Genomic DNA, 16,378 nt, shown 5'->3' on the forward strand with positions numbered 1-16,378 from the left:
ACGGACGCCGCTGGGACGGCGACGACGGCGAATCGCCCGAGCCCAAACGGCCAGCCCGGCTCCTCACCGACCTGCCACCCATCCTGCCCTGGTGGGGACCACGCCAGCGAGGTTGAAATCAGCTCACTCTGACGGGAAGAACCGCCTGCCCGTGTTGCCGACAGGACTGGCTGTACCGCTACCGGATCAAGGAGAGCGGTCGACGTTTCCTGGTCTGCCCTGCGTGAACAAGGGCCCGCACCTTTCGGCATCAACCTCGGTATGCCGTGGTGGGATCAGGTCGCGGGCAGGACGCCGAACTTGTCGATCGCAAAAAGCCAGAAGAGGGGAACGGCATCGTCGACAGGCTGGCGTACAGGTGGGCTCCGTCATTGCGCAGGCGCATCAGCACGCGAGTACACGCGTGCCCCGGTAATGTTCACACGATGAGCGACACCGATTCGATCGTTGCTGAGCTGAAAAGGCAGGCTACGCAGGGCAAATCGGCCGTCGAGATAGCTGCCTGGCTACGGGACGTCCTAGGGCCGGACGCAAGTGTCTTCCAGTTCACGCGCTGCCTGTTTCTGGCCTTTGAGATCCCACTGGTTGCCATCCGCGAAGCCGAATCATGGTCAGGGCTGGGACCGCATGGCTGGATGACGGACGAGGAACTGGAGGAACTTCTGTCTCCCCTCATAGTCCGGGTGCGACCTGTCGGTGGCCCAGGATGAATCGCCGCGTACCTGTCCGGGAGGGATCTCAACTCCCGGACATCCGACCCTTGCCAAGGACGTGACCATGCCCGAGGCTTCCACATTTGTGGAAATTATCTTATTTCAATGACATGTATGAGACGGTCGTATATTTGGCGCACGCGTACTATCGCCAGGATTTCCACGTGATAGCCCCCTCTCCTGAGGGGGTGCTTCACAGTTTCTGCGCGCACGAATCGCCGGGGACGGTGGCCGAACTACGGCAGGAGTTGGACGAGCTGCTGCGCGGCTCCGATCCGGAAGGGACATTCACGCAGGCGTGGTCAATCGACGGGCGGTCGTCGTACGTCCCGCCACTGTACGGCGTCGGCTACCTGGAGTGGGCGCATCGGATGGTGCGGATCGTCGGCAAGTGCACGGCGCGCCCGGCCCGACGAAGTATCGAGCCGGGCGCGTCGAGTGAGCTATGCCGAGAAACGGGTACGGCGTCGGCGTCCGATCAGGTAGCACGCGCCGCCGAGGAGCAGAAGCCCACCGCCAATGCCGGCCACGGTCGCGGTTTCGGTACCGGTCACGGGCAGCCCGCCGCCCTTGCCGCCGGGGGCGCCCGGGTTGGCGGAGGAATCAGGGGTCGGTGCAACGGTCGTCGTGGCGCTGGGCGTGGCGCTCGGTGTCGGTGTGGGCTGAGACGCGCAGTCAAGCGCACGTGCGACGTACAGGCCGTTGTTCAGGTAAGCCAGGTAGGCATCGATGGCCCCGTCGTCGAGTGCCTGTTGCGCGGCCGCCTTCACGTTGGCGCCGGCGCTCGTCAACGTCCGGACCACCGTGATCCGCAGGGCCACTGACCAGGCGTTCTGCACGCTCGTCTTGAGGAATGCGCGCAGATCATCCGCGGTGCCGTTCAGCCGCTCCTGTATGGCGCCAGGCAAAACGGGCAACGAGTCGGCGTTTGCCGCGGCCAGGATCTGGCTGGCCAACACCCGCACCTCTACATCGGTGGCGGTATCCAGGTCGATGGTGACAAGCTCGCGGATATCCTTGTACGCTTTTCGCTCGACCGTTTGGCAGGACTCGTTCAGTCCGGGCGATTCGGTTTGAGCCACCGCCGGTGCCGCCGGAATCAGAAAGGCCAGCGCCATGAGGACGCCGGCCGGAATTTCCCATCGCATGTGGTTTCTTCCTCCCCGCTGCAGGTCAAAACATCGATATATTACCGTCAATGGGCGGAAAAGCAAGAAGGGGATGACGTCCTGGACTGCGCAATGAGCGGGACCGCCTTCTGCCATCGGCTGTATCGACGTCTGCCGCCCGTCCGGAAGCAGACCACGCAGTTGCGCCTCGCCTTTCGTGCGCTGGTCCGCCCGGGCCGAGGGGTGGCGAATCCGTCGCCTACTGGCGGTCCCGCTTCGGCCGGGCGCTGCCGGAGGCGGTGAAGAGCGGCGTCGGCGACGCCGCCCGGTGCCTGTACGACGAGCGGTCGCCGCTCAGGTCCCTCCACAAGGGATGAAAGACCCACCACCTAGATCATTCTGTTGGGAACTCTCAGCACGGGAACGGGTCAGCGCGGTCGGGTCTCCTCGCCGATCCAGTCCAGGTACGCCGGATTCCCGGCCGTGACCGGCGTACTGATGATCTCCGGTACGTCGTACGGGTGGCATCCCTGGACGTGCGCGACCAGCGCGTCGACCCGCTCGGCCGTGGTCTTGAACAGCACCAGCCACTCCTGGGCGGTCTCGACTTTCCCCTCCCACCGGTACACGCTGCTGATCGGGCCGACGACCTGCCCGCACGCCGCCACCCGCGCCTCGACCGCCGACCGGGCCAGCTCGGCCGCCCCCTCGGCGGAGTCGATCGTGGTCGACACCTGGCAGTACCCGGTCACGTCGATCCCTTCGTCGGTACCCGGAAGCGGAGCGTGTCGCCGCGCCGGTCCTCCAACACCCCGCCGGCGTGCTCGATGACGGTACGCGAGGCGACGTTGTCGCGGTCGCAGGTGAGCAGGGCCGACTCGATGCCGAGGCCGCGGGCGACGGTCAGCCCCGCGCGGAGCATCGCCGTCGCGTGGCCGCGACGGCGCACCGACGGCCGCACGTCGTACCCGATGTGCCCGCCGATCTCCTCCAGCGCCGGCGTGAGCGCGTGCCGGATGCCGATGCGACCCAGCCAATCGGCGCCGTCGACGTACCAGAGTTCGGTGCACGGTACCCAGCCGTCGGGGCGCGGCCCGTCCGGTAGCGCGAGCGCGCGGAGCGCGGCGACGTAGCGGGCGAACTCGTCCGGCTCGTCGGTGCCGGGTGCGTTCCAGGCGAGCATCGTGCGGTCGGCGGCGCCGAGCCGGCCCTCGGCCCGGAACTCCGCCAGGGCGGCAAGGAAGGACCGGCGTACGGCGGTGGTGGGGGCGACCAGCTCAGGCATGAGCTTCTCCGGGTATCCGGGCACGGTCGATCCGGACGTCCATGCCGGCGAGCCTAACGGTCGGCGCGGCGCCGCCGCGCGGGCATTTGCCGCGGACGCGGGACGGCGCGTACCGGCTCGGCCGGTGCCGGAGAGCGCCGTCCGCGGCGGGCGTCACCAGGCGGCGCGGGCGTAGTCCTTCAGGAAGCAGCCGTACAGGTCCTCGCCGGCCTCGCCGCGCACGATCGGGTCGTACACCCGGGCGGCGCCGTCGACGAGGTCCAGCGGCGCGTGGAAGCCCGCGTCGGCCAGCCGCATCTTCGTCGGGTGCGGCCGCTCGTCGGTGATCCACCCGGTGTCCACGCTGGTCATCAGGATGCCGTCGGCGTACATGTCCTGCGCGCTGGTCCGGGTCAGCATGTTCAGCGCCGCCTTCGCCATGTTGGTGTGCGGGTGGCCGGCGCCCTTGTACCCGCGGCTGAACACGCCCTCCATCGCGGACACGTTCACGATGTACCTGCGCCGGGCCGCCGCCGCGGCCATCACCGGGCGCAGCCGGCTGATCAGGATGAACGGGGCGGTCGAGTTGCACAGCTGCACTTCGAGCAGCTCGATCGGGTCAATCTCGTGCACCCGCTGGCTCCAGCTGTTCTCCGGCGTGAGGTCCGGCACCAGGCCGCCAGCGTCGATCGCGGTGTTGGCGGCGATCCGGTCGGGGGTGGCCGACCGGCTGGTCAGGGCGAGGGCGGTCAGCGCGTGCGGGGTGATGGCGGGCGCGTCCGGCGCCGGGCCGGTCAGCGCCGCCACCGGGGTGTCGACCCCGGCGTGACCGAAGGTGACCAGTTCCGGCAGCGGGCCGGCCGGCAGCGGCGCGGACTCGGCGGAGACCAGGTGGGAGTACGCGCCGGGGCTGCGCCGTACCGTCTGGGCGGCGTTGTTGATCAGGATGTCCAGCGGGCCGTCGGCGGCGACCGCGTCGGCGAGCGCGACCACCTGGGCCGGGTCGCGCAGGTCGAGTCCGACGATCTTCAGCCGGTGCAGCCAGTCGCCGCTGTCCGGCATGGCGGTGAACCGGCGCACCGCGTCGTTCGGGAACCGGGTGGTGATCGTCGTGTGCGCGCCGTCGCGCAGCAGCCGCAGCGCGATATACATGCCGATCTTGGCCCGTCCGCCGGTGAGCAGCGCGCGGCGGCCGGTCAGGTCGGTCCGCGCGTCCCGGCGACTGCGGTTGAGCGCCGCGCACGGCGGGCAGAGCTGGTGGTAGAACGCGTCCACCTCGGTGTAACGCGCCTTGCAGATGTAGCAGGAGCGGGCCCGGCGCAGCGTACCGACCGTCGCGGCGGTCGTGGTGACCTTGAGCGGGATGCCCTGGGTCTCGTCGTCGATGCGGCCGGGCGCGCCGGTCGCCGTGGCGTTGGTCACCGCCTCGTCATGCGCGGTGATCGCGGCCCGCCGCTCCCGGCGTTTGCGCTGCTTGACGCCCTTGTACAGGCGCGCCGTCGCGCGCCGCACCCGGTCGACGTCGGGGTGGTCGGTCGGCAGGTCGTCCAGCTCAGCGAGGACGGCGAGGCAGATGTCCAGCCTCGCCGGGTCGATACCGTCGTGCGATGTCACCGGGGAACTGTACTCAACGACCAGCGGGCGGGTGCCAGTCCGCGTAGCGCGCCATCGAGCGCAGCGCCGCCCGTGGCGGGGTGAGGCGCATCACCGCGTTGCGCAGCGCGACCCCGAGCGGGTTGCGCAGTTGCTGCCCGGACCGGCCGATCCGGAGCGACGCCCGGGCGATCTGTTGTGTGCGCGGCCGGCGCTGCCGGTCGTAGCTGCTCAACGCGGCGTCCAGGTCCGGGTCGCCGGCGCAGGCCGAGCCCAGGACCACCGCGTCCTCGATCGCCTGGCACGCGCCCTGGCCCAGGTTCGGGGTCATCGCGTGTGCGGCGTCGCCCAGCAGCACGACCCGGCCCTTCACGTACGTGGGCAGGGGCGTACCGAGGTGGTAGATGTCGTTGCGCAGCACGGCGCCCGCCGGGGTGGCGGCCAACAGCGCCGGGATCGGCTCGTGCCAGGTCCCGAACCGGCTACGGACCTCCGCCAACTCGTCGGAGGCACGCTCGCCGGGTGGCGCGTTGACCGCGCCGAACCAGTACACGTCGTGATCGCCGATCGGCACCATCCCGAACTCCGCGCCCGGACCCCAGCTGATCGCCGTGGGCAGCGGACCATCCCACCGGGTGACCGCGCGCCACGCCGTCGAGCCGCTGTACACCGGCGGTGGCGCGTCGGGCCACAACGTGGACCGCACCACGCTGTTCAGCCCGTCGGCGCCGACCACCAGGTCTGCCCGCGCGGTGCTGCGTTCACCGCGATGCAGGTAATGCACGACCGGATCCGGGCCGACGTCCACCACCTCGGCACCGGTGAGCAGCGCCGACGGCGGCAGGGCGTCGTGCAGAATCCCGTGCAGGGTCGCCCGGTGGATGCCGAGCGCGGTGGTCCCCAGCAGGCGGGTCATCGCGGCCCCGTCAACCCGGGACAGCCAGCGGCCGGTCGAGGTACGGATGCCCCCCGGCGCCTCCGCGCGCCCCCGGGCCTGTACCGCGTCGGCCAGGCCCAGCGCGTCCAGTCCCCGCAGCGCGTTGGCCATCAGGGTGAGGCCGGCGCCGACCTCCCGGAGTTCGGGGGCGCGTTCCAGTACCGTGACCCGCCAGCCGGTGCGATGGAGGGCCAGCGCCGCGCTGAGGCCACCGATGCCGCCGCCCACGATGATCGCGCTACGGGTACTCACCTCGGTCATTATCTACATCGGAGGCTGGTCGGAGGTGCCCGTTCCACTCGCTCGATCGCCCGTGAACTGTGTTCAAGGGGCCGGGGGATCGTGGCAATCGTGGGGTGGCGGGTCTGGCTGGTATGGGTCCGGGCGTCGGCGCGGACGTCGTCGCCCACGGCCGCCCAGGCGCAGGCCAGGCAGAGCGCCGTATCGCGCGGTAGGGGCAGCGGCACCCGGCTTCCGGGAGCCGCCTGCCGACTGCGCCGCATCGTCACCAGCGTCGGCATCGGCTGCGTCGTCGCCGGCTGCACTGTCACTGGAAGTGGCCGGCGCGGTTGAGGCTCGCCCAGGGGGCGCGGCTGCCGGCGGCGGCGAGCAGGCCGACCATAGCGAGCCGGCGGGGAGGACACGGCCACGGGCGGAAGACGTCCCGGCAGGCGCCCGCCTGGCAGAACCGGTCCACGGCGGGGCGATGATCGGTCCAGACCTGATAGCTCAGGCGCCACAGCAGCGGGTCGGCACCCCGAGGGGGTTGAGCCGGCGGGTTCTCCCGGTCGAACTCCACTCGCATGGTCGTCCCTTCTGTGGTCATGCCGTTGGAGGGGGCGGCGAGCTGTCATCGCCGTAGATCGCGGTGGGTGGGCTGGTGCTGATCTCCAGCCCGCCGCCCCACGTCACCCGCTACCGCCTGTCGATCAGAACGGCACCGGGGACACCGTGCTCTCAGGAGACCTCACCAACAGCGAACTCAGGACCATGTGAAACCCCATGTGAAAGCGCCCGCGAGGTACCCGGGCGCGTGGGGCCGCCGGTAACGTCGATAACGCCCTGGTAGGGGAGGAGGCGGAAGTGAACGAGCCGAACGACGCCCTCGCTGTTCTGATTCTCCAAGCCGGCTTCTCGTGGGCCGGGCTCGCGCGGCGCGTGAACCACCTCGGTGCCAACGACGGGTTTGCGTTCAGGTACGACTACACGTCCGTCCACCGCTGGGTGAAGCGAGGGGAACGACCACGGTCCCCGGTACCCACGCTGATCGCCAGAGCCCTGTCGGAGAAGCTCGGACGCCGCATCAGCCCCTCAGACTTCGGTATGACAGAGGAAGAAACTCTCGCAGCACGCGGATTGGAGTACCCGGAGAGCCCACGAACGACGATCGACACGATCATCGACCTCGGGAGAGCTGACATGAAGCGTCGAAGCATCATCAAAGCGCCGTTCGTGCTCGCGGCGCTTGGCACACCGAGTCGCGACTGGCTGCTCGCCACACTGGACGGGACCACGACCGAGCGTGGACCCCGGCAGGTGGGCATGAGGCAGGTGGCCGGCATCCGGGACATGTTCGCGCTCTTCCAGGAGATGGACGTGATGCGGGGCGGCGGACACGCGCGAACCGCTCTCGTCGAATACATGAACAGCTACGTCTTCCCGTTGCTGAAGCGCGATCACGAGGAGCGTGTCCAGCGCGCCCTCTATGAAGCGGCGGCGGAACAGGCGTACCTGGTCGGTTGGATGGCCTACGACGACGGTGAACACGGCCTCGCGCAGCGGTACTTGATCCAGTCTCTGCGCCTGGCCCAGGCGTCCGACAACGCGGCCCTCGGCGCCCACGTCCTGGCCGGCATGTCCGACCAGGCGAACCTGTTGGGCCACCCGCACGAGGCGCTCATGCTCGCTCGTGCTGGACGACGTGGCATCGCCGAGACTGACTCACCGGCCTGCCTGGCCGACCTTCACATCCTCGAAGGTCGCGCGCTCGCCGCACTCGGCGAGGCGAGGGCCGCAGCCGTAGCGGTTGCCGAGGCCGAGCGGGTCTTCGCCCGCGTCGATCACGAGAACGAGCCGGTCTGGGCGCGGTTCATCGATGTTTCGTACCTGTTCGGCGAAGCGGCGCACTGCTTCCGGGATCTGGGTGATGCATCGCAGATCGAGCGGTTCGCGGGCGAGTCCACTGAGGGTGCCCGCAAGCAGGGGCGCGCACGGCGGGGTGCGCTCAGCCATGCCGCGCTTGCGATCGGGGACCTGGAGCGCCGGAACGTGGAGGGGGCCGCAACCAGGAGCCTGGAGGTCGTTGAACTGGCGGCCTCGGTGAACTCGTCCCGGTGCATAGAAACGGTCCGCGACCTCCAGCGGCGGCTCCGTCCCTACGCCGATGTGGAAGAGGTACAGCGGTTCAACGCCCGCGCCGGAGAACTGCTCGGATTGGCGGCTTAGCCCAGCCGCGCCCATTTGCGACGGAGCGCCGACCATGGGACGCACCGAGTACCTCAACGACCCGAACGCCCCGAAACCCAACACCCTCGTCCCCGCCTGCGGCACCCTGGCCGTCAATGAGCGCGGCGAGATCCTGCTGCAACGCCGGCGCGACACCGGCCAGTGGGCGCTGCCGATGGGTAAGCAGGAATTGGGTGAGACGCCAAGTCAGTGCGCGATCCGGGAGACGCTTGAGGAGACCGGCGTCCTGGTTGAGATCACCGGCCTGGTCGGCATCTACTCCGACCCCGGCCACATCGTCGCCTACACCGACGGCGAGGTCCGCCAGGAGTACGAGGTCACGCTGCTGGCCCGCCCGGTCAGCGGCACCCCAGCAGCCAACGACGAGGCCAGCGAGGCGGCCTGGGTCCACCCGGACCACCTGGGGAAGTTGGATATCCACCCGACCATGCGCCGGCAGATCGACGACTACCTGACCAACCGGGCACCACACGTGGACTAAGCAGCTTGCCGGAAGTTATGTCCGTAACTCGCCCAGGTTGAGGCGGCTACCAACGTGAAGACCTCGCCGGGGTTTGCATTGGGTTACCACACACCAACTGCATCCCGACGAGGCCACGGCCAGTATGCGCCCGGCGCACGTGTACGCCAACCTGTCCGACGACGACTACGACCAACTCCTGCACGCGCTGCACCACCAGTGGCGCACCGCCACCCGGGCGGTGATGGTGCTGCTGTCAGCGACCGGCATGACCGCCACCGAGATCGGCGCGCTGCTGCACTACGACCCGGCCACCGTGCGCCGCTGGATCACCCGCCACCACGCCGAGGGCCTGGCCGGGCTGGCCGACCGACCCCGCAGCGGCCGACCGCGCCTGGGCAGCCCGCGCATCGGCGAGCGCATCCGTCGACTGCTGGCCTAGCCCAAGGCGTGGACCACGCCACGGATCTGGCGCGCCCTCGGATACCCGGCAATCAGCCTGCGTACCTGCTACCGCCGCATCCGCGAACAAGCGGCCTGGCGACGGCCGAGGCTGATCGCCAAGGGCGACCCCGACCACGACACCATCTGCGCCGCGATCCGCACCCAGATCACCGCGCTACCGGCCGGGTCGGTCGTGCTCGCCGAAGACGAAACCCACCTCGACCTGCTCGCTCGCATCCGCGCCTGCTGGACCCTGCGCGGACGCCGGCATCAGGTGCCCACCCCGGGCAGCAACCGCCGGCGCAGCCTGTTCGGCGCGATCAACCTGACCACCGGCCGCTTCCACTACCTGATCTCCCGCAAGGCCGTCTCCGCGGTGTTCTGCCAGTTCCTGTCCACGCTGCTGGCCGCCTACCCCGACGCGCCGATCATCGCCGTGATCTGCGGCAACGCCACCATCCACCACAGCGGCATCACGCAACGGTGGCTGGCCGCCCACCCCCGCCTGCTGCTACTCCAAGGCGCCCGCTACAGCCCACAGGACAACCCCGTCGAGCGCATCTGGGCCGCGCTCAAGACCTGGATCGCCAACACCGCCCCAGCCACCATGGCCGACCGCATCCGCCAGGCCACGCCTACTTCCGCACCGCACCCCCGATCAGATGCTGATCACCGCCGCGCCCTGGAGCTCACCCTGGCTGCCCGACGGTTACGGACAAGACTTCCGGCCAGCCGCTTAGCTAGGAGGACCCGGCCTTCGGGACGCCAAATGATCGTGCAAAAAGTCGAATGTGCAACAGACTTGACGGCTATCCGTCACGGCGACAGCCGATTGGCGGGCACGCCTACGTCGGCGGGCGCCTGTTCCATTACCGTGTGGCGATGCGCACTCGCCGGTTGACGTACGCGGACGCCGTGCAGATTCTCGACAGCAAGCAGAGTCCCATCGCCACGATGATCGGCCGAGTCGCTGCAGCCGTGGCAACCGGCGGCACCCTCGTCACGGCCGGCGCGCTCGACTTCTTCGCCTCTCGTGACGAGTTCGTGAAGTGGGGCCGCCACGTCGGTGCCGACCTTGGTGATCGGATCCGCGGTCTCCGCCGATTCGACCGGACCGAGCGGCTCACCGCCGCCCATGCCGTTCTTGTGGTCACGTCGTTCTTCGAGACCTTCGACGAGTACCTCGAACGGAGATCGCCCAACGTGCTGCGAATGCTCAACCTGAACCAGACAGAACAGGTGGCCATCACAGCCGGAGAATGGCCGGGGGAGTCCTACACCAAAATGGTGGCCGCCCTGGTGGACAGCGAACTACCCATGCCGACCTCGTACCGACCCTTCGAGACGGTGTGTGCCGAGCTTCAGACCGACTATGCAAACCTGCTCCACCGGACCGTGGCGTTCGTCAATGAGCTGCAGCCCGTCGACGACGACCTGCGGCCCGTCGCACGTTGGTCGCCCGGCCTCCCTTCGGCGATCCACGAGGACGTCCCGCCAGCAGCTGTCCGGCGCTACGTCGACGGATACCGCGCGTTGATGGCGCAGGTGCCCGAGTTCGCCATGTGGGCGGTGGGCATCGATCACGGCGCCACGCGGGACATCGTGCGCACCTCGATCGCGGATGTCCTCGACCGATTGGCGATGCTGGACACCGGCATGCGTGGCATCGACGCACTGCTCGCCCGGTTGGCCAACGACACCCCGGTCAAGGCCACCCGCGCCGGACTCGCCGCTCGCTACCGCGCCCACCTCGACCGGCAGATCCTGGCGACGTCCGGGTCGCCGACCCACGTCAACCTGCCGACGCTCGAGGATGGCTATGTCAATCCGCGCGGCCGGATCGCGACGGCCGAGCGGGCCGACCTGCCCGCCACGGAGACGTGGTGGCGGGACAAGCCACTCTTCGATGACCTCCAACAGTTCATCGTCGGGTGGTTGACCAGCGCCGAAGCGGTAACCACTCCACTGATCGTGCTCGGCCAGCCCGGCTCGGGCAAATCTCTGCTCACCCGCATCCTCAGCGCGCGCCTGCCCACTGCCGACTTCCTTGCGGTACGCGTGGAGTTGCGCAACGTCCCAGCGGACGCTCCGGTCCAGGTGCAGGTCGAAGAGGCGCTCTATCAGGAGGTCGGGGAGCGGATCAGCTGGCCCGAGCTCGTCCGGCATGCCGGCGACGCACTACCGGTGATCTTCCTCGACGGCTTCGACGAGCTGTTGCAGGCCACCGGGATGAACCGGGCCGACTACCTTGAGCAGGTACAGGCTTTCCAACTGCGGGAGGCCGAACTCGGCCGACAAGTGGCCGTGGTCTTGACGAGCCGCACGGTGGTCGCCGATCGCGCCCGATTTCCGCATGGGACGGCTGTCGTACGGCTGGAGCCGTTCGACGAGCGGCAGGTGCATACCTGGTTGGGCGTTTGGAACCGCGCCAATGAGGCCGGTCTGGCCGCGCGAGGGCTGCGGCCGTTGGACGCCGTGACCGTTCTTCGTCATCGGGAGATCGCCACGCAGCCATTGCTCCTGCTGCTGCTCGCGCTCTATGACGCCGGCGACAACGCCTTGCAGTGCGCCGGCACTGGCCTCGGGCGGGTCGAGTTGTACGAGCGGCTGTTCGACGACTTCGCTGGTCGCGAAGTCGACAAGCACGCACTATGGCAATCCGTGCAGCAGCGCCGCGCCGCCATGGACGCGGAGCTGCGCCGGCTCAGTGCCGCCGCAGTAGCGATGCTCAACCGCGCTGGCGACGTGATCACCGAGGCGGAACTGGACCTCGACCTGCCGCACCTGCTCCGACCAGGCGACTTCACAGTCGCCTCGTCCGGCGGTCCGAGTCGGGCGTTGACCGCTGGGCAGCTCCTCGTCGGACGCTTCTTCTTCATCCACGAGTCCCGGGCGGTCCGGGACACTGGCGACCCCGAGAAGAGCTTCGAGTTCCTCCACGCGACGTTCGGCGAGTTTCTGGCTGCGCAGGCGTTCGTCGACGCGTTGGTCGACCTGGCGGCCGAGCGTGAGCATCAGCTCAGGCGCGACCAGCTCAGCTATGACGCGGGCTACTTCTACGCCATCGCCTCGTTCGTCACCGTCATGCGGCGCACCCCAGTCCAGGACTTCTGCCAGGGGTTGCTTGCCCGGCTACCGGCCGATGAGCGCAACCGATGCCGCGACCTCGTCCTAGACCTGCTGCCCAAGGCTGCCTTTCCTCAGACCACGTGGTCGCATCAGGAGTATCAGCCGCACCGGAGACCGTTCGCGGCACGGCAGGCAACGTTCACGGCTACCCTGGTGTGGTTTGCGGTTGCGCTCTCCAACGGCCCCGTCAACGCGGGTGAGTTGGTCGGTGAGCCGGCTGCGGCGGCATGGCGGCAACAGGCCCTGCTGTGGCACAGCCAGCTTGAGCCCGAGGATCGGCAGAGAATCTGGCAGACCTTCCGGGTCTCCTGGAGTGACGAGACAGGCGACCTCCTCCAGGTTGCCTTGGAGGACGGTTCGGACGTCTCGCTGCACCGTTCCCTGCCATGGCCGCCCGACGACCCAATCTCCCATGTGACATCGGCTCGTCAGCAGAACTTCGATCTTGTGGTGCCGCACGACACGCGGTTCGGCCGTGTATTGCGGCGATCGGCATTCGTGCAGACGTCGATTGACGCCCGGGAGTACCTCTACGCGCTCGCGCCGTATGTGCGCGAGGCGGGCGACGTGAGCTGGGCGGACGAGTACGTCGGCCTGACGGACGCCACATTTCTCCAGCATCTGCTTCTGGGGCAGGAGTCGTCGGATATCGCCCGGACAGAGAATTTGATTACAATGATGCAATCTCAGCTGCCCCCTCACTTCAAGGAAATCCTGCTGCTCCGGGCAATGTTGGAGGGAGGGGGGAGACGCGCGTGGATCTTCAAAATCTTCACACCTTCCGAACGACTCGATGTGCTAGGTGGCCTTTCCCGGCTGATCGCCAGTACCACAATGTTGGCGATAGCGGCCGAGTCTGACGGTCATGATGACGTCGCACGGAAACAACTTCAGCCGTTGTTGAACGCCACCACGGGCCTTCAGTCCCAACTCAGGCGGCAACTCGGTCAGGCGCGGGATTAGACACCGGGCCGGCTTGCCGATCAGCAGTCAGTGAAGGGGGACGTCCAATGGCGGTGGGTTGGGTGACTAGCTGAGTGACGACGGGGACGAACATCGGCGAACGGCCACGGACGTTAGTGGACTGTTCCGGCAGCTCAATCCCCTGAAAGCCGCAGGTCAAGCGACCGTGATGGTTGCCTGGGGGTCAAAGAGTCCGTCGGGCGATCTGCCTACTCGGCGACGAACACTCCCACGCCGGGCAGCGTCTCCGTCATCCCCTTGATCCGTAGTACTTGCATGGCACGGTCGATCACCGGTTCGGTAACGCCGTAGTGCTCGATCAGTTCGCGCCGGCTGGGCAGCTTGGAGCCGGGCGGAAACTCTCCGGACGAGATGCGCGCAGCAAGGTCGTCAGCGATCTGTTCGTAGCGGTAACGCGGCGGCACGGTGTTCCCCTCGGTTGGCATCACGAGTAGACCACCTACGCCGAGCCCTTGACTACCCAACGCTACCCATGGGAGGTTGCCTTACGAGGTCGATCCCTTCGGTTGGCGCTGTCGGGTCGCACTCGTCGGCGTGGATGTCCGGACGGGTCCTCGCGTTCGGGCATCCACGCCTCTACCAGCTGCGGTAATCGAACGAGGGGATCGCATGACGGGACTGCCGTACGACCCGACTGATCCACCGCTCGACCCGCCCGCCGAGTGCCGACACGAACTGATGTGGCGGCTCGCGCGAGCGCTGTGGGAGGCGCATGAGGCCAGCGCGGACCGGTTCTGCCTCGTCGGAGCCTGCCAGCGCGGGCACTACCTGCATCCGTGCCGGCCGGCTCAACTCGCCCAGGACGGCATGCGGACCGCGTGTCTGCCGTCGTGCGCCCCACGTGCGGTGGGGGAGTGACCGTGGCCAGCGTCTACCTGTCGCAGGCTTTCGCCGAGTACGCCAGGGCTCAGGTCGCCTACGCCGAGGCGATGCTCGCCGACCACGTACTCGACGGCTGCGGACTGTGCCGGTGCGGGCGAGTCCACCCGTGTGACGCGCGCCGCCACTGGCAGCAAATGAGGTCCCACTACCTGACCTGCCTGGACGATCTTGTCCAGGAAGCTCAGTTGGTCCGTCCGTATGTCACCTCTGACGAACAACGCCGGCCGCACCCATGAGGATCGCTAGCCAGGGCCGAGTTGAATGGCCTCAGGCCATGATCGGAAGCCGGTGGGTCCAGGGCTATCGACCGTCGGGTGAGGAGCCGAGGCACCAGGCGTACAGCAGCGGAGTACAGCAACCGTGCCGGCCCCATCCGGCCGCGACGTACCCCGACAAGCCCCGTGACCTCGGACGACGCCGCATCCGACCGCTACGCCGGTAGTTCGCATCGAGGGGGTCAGGGGTTCAAATCCCCTCAGCTCCAGCAGCGGTCAAGCGCACCGCATGTGGACCAGCTGTACCCAGCGTGCTCAGAACCGGGCGAAGGACCGGATCGGCGCGCGTGGCCCGTACTTCGGGGCGGCGATGCCGGCCGCCACGATCAGCTTGCACACCCGTCCCCGATGCCCCCGGAACGGCTCCAGCAGTTCCAGCATCCGCCGGTCGTCGGCGCGTGGCTCGCCCGCGAGCGCCCAGGCGACGAAGTTCGGCAGGTGGTAGTCGCCGACGCTGACCGCGTCCGGGTCGCCGTGCGAGGCGCGTACCACCTCGGCGGCCGTCCACGGGCCGATGCCCGGCAGCGACACCAGCCGCCGCACGGCGTCGGCGACGTCCGTGGCCCGTTCCAGCGCGGCGGCCCGGTCGGCGGCCCGGCGCAGCGTGTCCGCCCGGCGCTGCTCGATCCCGAACGGATGGAACACGTAGTACGGGGTCGCGGCGATCGCGCCGGCTGACGGCGGGACGGTCATGTCCGGCGCGCCCGGGGCCGGCTCGCCGAAGTGGCGCAGCAGCGCCCGGTACGACCGGAACGCCTCCTGGTAGGTGACCTTCTGGCCGAGGATCGCCGGGATCAGGTGGTGGAAGATCCGGCCGCTGGCCGGCAGGCGGCGGCCCCGGTGCACCCGGGCCAGCCGGCGGACCAGCTCGTGGCGTCCGGACACGGCGGCGAAGCCGTCGAGGTCGTCGCGCAGGCCCGTGATCGCGTCGGCGCGTTCGAGCAGCCAGGCGGCCCCGGCGCCGAAGGCCTGCGCGGTCAGCGTGTTCCCGTCGCGGGTCAGGTGCAGCGTCCCCGGCCCGTCGGGGGTACGGGTCACCCACCACGCCTCGCGGCTGCCGGCCCGTACGGTCGGGTCGTTACGGATCACCGCGAGGCCGCTGAGCGTCCCGGCCAGGTCGTAGTGTTCGTCGACGTCGAGCCGGCGGACCGCGGTGGCGGCGGTCACGGCACCGCGGCGATCCGGCGGGACGCCATGGTCAGGGCCCGGTTGAGCAGCCGGGCGTCGCCCAGCATCGAGCGCAGCCGCCGTTCCAGACCGGCGATCGGGACCAGGTTCTGCGGCGCCCGGGGGTCCTTGTACGGGGTGGAGGCGAACCGGGGCAGCGTCACCACGGACCGGTCGGCCAGGGCCACGGCCTCGGCCTCGGACAGTTCGGCGGCGCACTCGATCCGGACGATCCCCGCCCACGGCGCCCGCGACGGCGTCGGCAGCCGCAGGTACCAGGCGTAGCGGTGCCAGGTCGTCCCGAGGTGGAACACCGGCGTGCGGTCCTCCGGCCGCAGCGCCGTGACCACGGCGGTCAGCGTGGCCGGCAGGTACTCCACCCGGTGGGTCTTGACGTACCCGAGCGCGCGGGGCAGGTGCTGGCGACCGCGCAGCGGGCCGTCGACCACCAGCAGGTCGTCGTCGCTGCGGCTCTCGCCGGACACGGCGGCCTCCAACGCGGCGAGCTGGGCCTGCACACCCCCGGCCAGGGTGGCCTGGTCGTCGCGGCCCATCTGGTGCGCGGTGTACCGGACCGTACCGGCCGCGACGTCGGTCGCCGACGGGCTGGAGGTGAACAGTCCCCGCCGGACCTGGGCGCCGGCCACCTCGGCGGCGCCCCGGTCGAGGTCGCAGCGCACCACGCCGGCCGCGTACGAGGCGGCCAGCCCGCGGTGCGGTACGCCGTCGTCACCGGTAACCCAGACGCCGGCGTCGATGCGGCGTACTCCGTCGACGAGCAGGACGGTCGACGGGCTGCGCAGGCCGGCCTGGGCCGGTACCGGCCGCCAGTCCGCCGCCGGTACCTCGACATCCGCGTCGACCTGGGCGGAACTGGGGGAGGCCGGCCCGCCGTCCCCGGCGTCGAAGGACGCGCCGTAGCCGGGGTCCCATCCGTCGACGTCCAGCTTCATGA

Annotated in this window: 15 protein-coding genes and 2 pseudogenes; 8 read left to right on the forward strand and 9 right to left on the reverse strand. The window is 69.2% G+C overall.

Annotated features, from left to right (window positions below):
* Positions 1 to 425: 425 nt before the first annotated feature.
* On the forward strand, positions 426 to 710 hold the full coding sequence (locus ACNTMW_RS25105) for a hypothetical protein (protein WP_426636247.1): 285 nt from the start codon (positions 426 to 428) through the stop codon (positions 708 to 710).
* Between the two features lie 113 nt (positions 711 to 823).
* A pseudogene (locus ACNTMW_RS25110) lies at positions 824 to 1,063 on the forward strand (contact-dependent growth inhibition system immunity protein); the annotation flags it as partial.
* A 93-nt stretch (positions 1,064 to 1,156) separates the two neighbouring features.
* On the opposite strand, the gene ACNTMW_RS25115 reads toward ACNTMW_RS25110, so the two are convergent.
* The 6 genes from ACNTMW_RS25115 to ACNTMW_RS25140 all read right to left on the reverse strand — a co-directional run bounded on the left by ACNTMW_RS25115 (position 1,157) and on the right by ACNTMW_RS25140 (position 6,421).
* Positions 1,157 to 1,861, reverse strand: a complete 705-nt coding sequence (locus ACNTMW_RS25115; RefSeq protein WP_426636249.1) for an ALF repeat-containing protein — start codon at positions 1,859 to 1,861, stop codon at positions 1,157 to 1,159.
* 389 nt (positions 1,862 to 2,250) lie between these two features.
* Entirely contained in the window at positions 2,251 to 2,574 is a 324-nt protein-coding gene (cutA, locus tag ACNTMW_RS25120; RefSeq protein ID WP_426636250.1) for a divalent-cation tolerance protein CutA, read from the reverse strand.
* Positions 2,571 to 3,107: a GNAT family N-acetyltransferase gene (locus tag ACNTMW_RS25125; protein WP_426636251.1), complete on the reverse strand. Its 537-nt coding sequence runs from the start codon at positions 3,105 to 3,107 to the stop codon at positions 2,571 to 2,573. Before ACNTMW_RS25125 ends, cutA begins: the two co-directional genes overlap by 4 nt.
* Positions 3,108 to 3,260: 153 nt before the next feature.
* Complete coding sequence (locus ACNTMW_RS25130; RefSeq protein WP_426636252.1) at positions 3,261 to 4,700, reverse strand: SDR family NAD(P)-dependent oxidoreductase; 1,440 nt, start codon at positions 4,698 to 4,700, stop codon at positions 3,261 to 3,263.
* A 13-nt stretch (positions 4,701 to 4,713) separates the two neighbouring features.
* Entirely contained in the window at positions 4,714 to 5,868 is a 1,155-nt protein-coding gene (locus ACNTMW_RS25135) for an FAD-dependent oxidoreductase (protein ID WP_426636253.1), read from the reverse strand.
* A 295-nt stretch (positions 5,869 to 6,163) separates the two neighbouring features.
* The gene (locus ACNTMW_RS25140) at positions 6,164 to 6,421 is read right to left on the reverse strand and encodes a hypothetical protein (protein WP_426636254.1); all 258 of its coding nucleotides are present in this window, start codon (positions 6,419 to 6,421) and stop codon (positions 6,164 to 6,166) included.
* Positions 6,422 to 6,699: 278 nt separating this feature from the next.
* Between ACNTMW_RS25140 and ACNTMW_RS25145 the strand changes: the two genes are divergently transcribed.
* The 4 genes and pseudogenes from ACNTMW_RS25145 (at position 6,700) to ACNTMW_RS25160 (ending at position 13,078) form a co-directional block, all read left to right on the forward strand.
* Positions 6,700 to 8,061 (forward strand): NsdA family TPR-like regulatory protein, encoded by a 1,362-nt coding sequence (locus tag ACNTMW_RS25145; RefSeq protein ID WP_426636255.1) that lies wholly within the window; start codon positions 6,700 to 6,702, stop codon positions 8,059 to 8,061.
* Positions 8,062 to 8,095: 34 nt separating this feature from the next.
* Positions 8,096 to 8,563 carry an NUDIX domain-containing protein gene (locus ACNTMW_RS25150; RefSeq protein ID WP_426636256.1) on the forward strand — a complete coding sequence of 156 codons (468 nt, stop codon included), beginning with the start codon at positions 8,096 to 8,098 and terminating at the stop codon, positions 8,561 to 8,563.
* A gap of 124 nt (positions 8,564 to 8,687) precedes the next feature.
* Positions 8,688 to 9,726, forward strand: a pseudogene (locus tag ACNTMW_RS25155) (IS630 family transposase).
* Between the two features lie 142 nt (positions 9,727 to 9,868).
* Positions 9,869 to 13,078, forward strand: a complete 3,210-nt coding sequence (locus ACNTMW_RS25160) for an NACHT domain-containing protein (protein WP_426636258.1) — start codon at positions 9,869 to 9,871, stop codon at positions 13,076 to 13,078.
* 209 nt (positions 13,079 to 13,287) lie between these two features.
* Here ACNTMW_RS25160 and ACNTMW_RS25165 read toward each other — a convergent pair whose 3' ends face one another.
* Entirely contained in the window at positions 13,288 to 13,524 is a 237-nt protein-coding gene (locus tag ACNTMW_RS25165) for a winged helix-turn-helix domain-containing protein (protein WP_426636355.1), read from the reverse strand.
* Between the two features lie 184 nt (positions 13,525 to 13,708).
* On the opposite strand from ACNTMW_RS25165, the gene ACNTMW_RS25170 reads away from it, so the two are divergent.
* Together ACNTMW_RS25170 and ACNTMW_RS25175 are read left to right on the forward strand one after the other, a co-directional pair.
* Positions 13,709 to 13,957: a hypothetical protein gene (locus ACNTMW_RS25170; RefSeq protein WP_426636260.1), complete on the forward strand. Its 249-nt coding sequence runs from the start codon at positions 13,709 to 13,711 to the stop codon at positions 13,955 to 13,957.
* Between the two features lie 2 nt (positions 13,958 to 13,959).
* Entirely contained in the window at positions 13,960 to 14,217 is a 258-nt protein-coding gene (locus tag ACNTMW_RS25175; RefSeq protein WP_426636261.1) for a hypothetical protein, read from the forward strand.
* A gap of 294 nt (positions 14,218 to 14,511) precedes the next feature.
* On the opposite strand, the gene ACNTMW_RS25180 is transcribed toward ACNTMW_RS25175, so the two are convergent.
* On the reverse strand, positions 14,512 to 15,423 hold the full coding sequence (locus ACNTMW_RS25180) for a DNA-3-methyladenine glycosylase family protein (protein WP_426636262.1): 912 nt from the start codon (positions 15,421 to 15,423) through the stop codon (positions 14,512 to 14,514).
* Positions 15,420 to 16,376, reverse strand: a complete 957-nt coding sequence (locus ACNTMW_RS25185; RefSeq protein WP_426636263.1) for a hypothetical protein — start codon at positions 16,374 to 16,376, stop codon at positions 15,420 to 15,422. Before ACNTMW_RS25185 ends, ACNTMW_RS25180 begins: the two co-directional genes overlap by 4 nt.
* Between the last annotated feature and the right edge of the window lie 2 nt (positions 16,377 to 16,378).

Origin of the sequence: Planosporangium spinosum (assembly GCF_049999945.1) — a bacterium.
Classification (GTDB): domain Bacteria; phylum Actinomycetota; class Actinomycetes; order Mycobacteriales; family Micromonosporaceae; genus Planosporangium; species Planosporangium spinosum.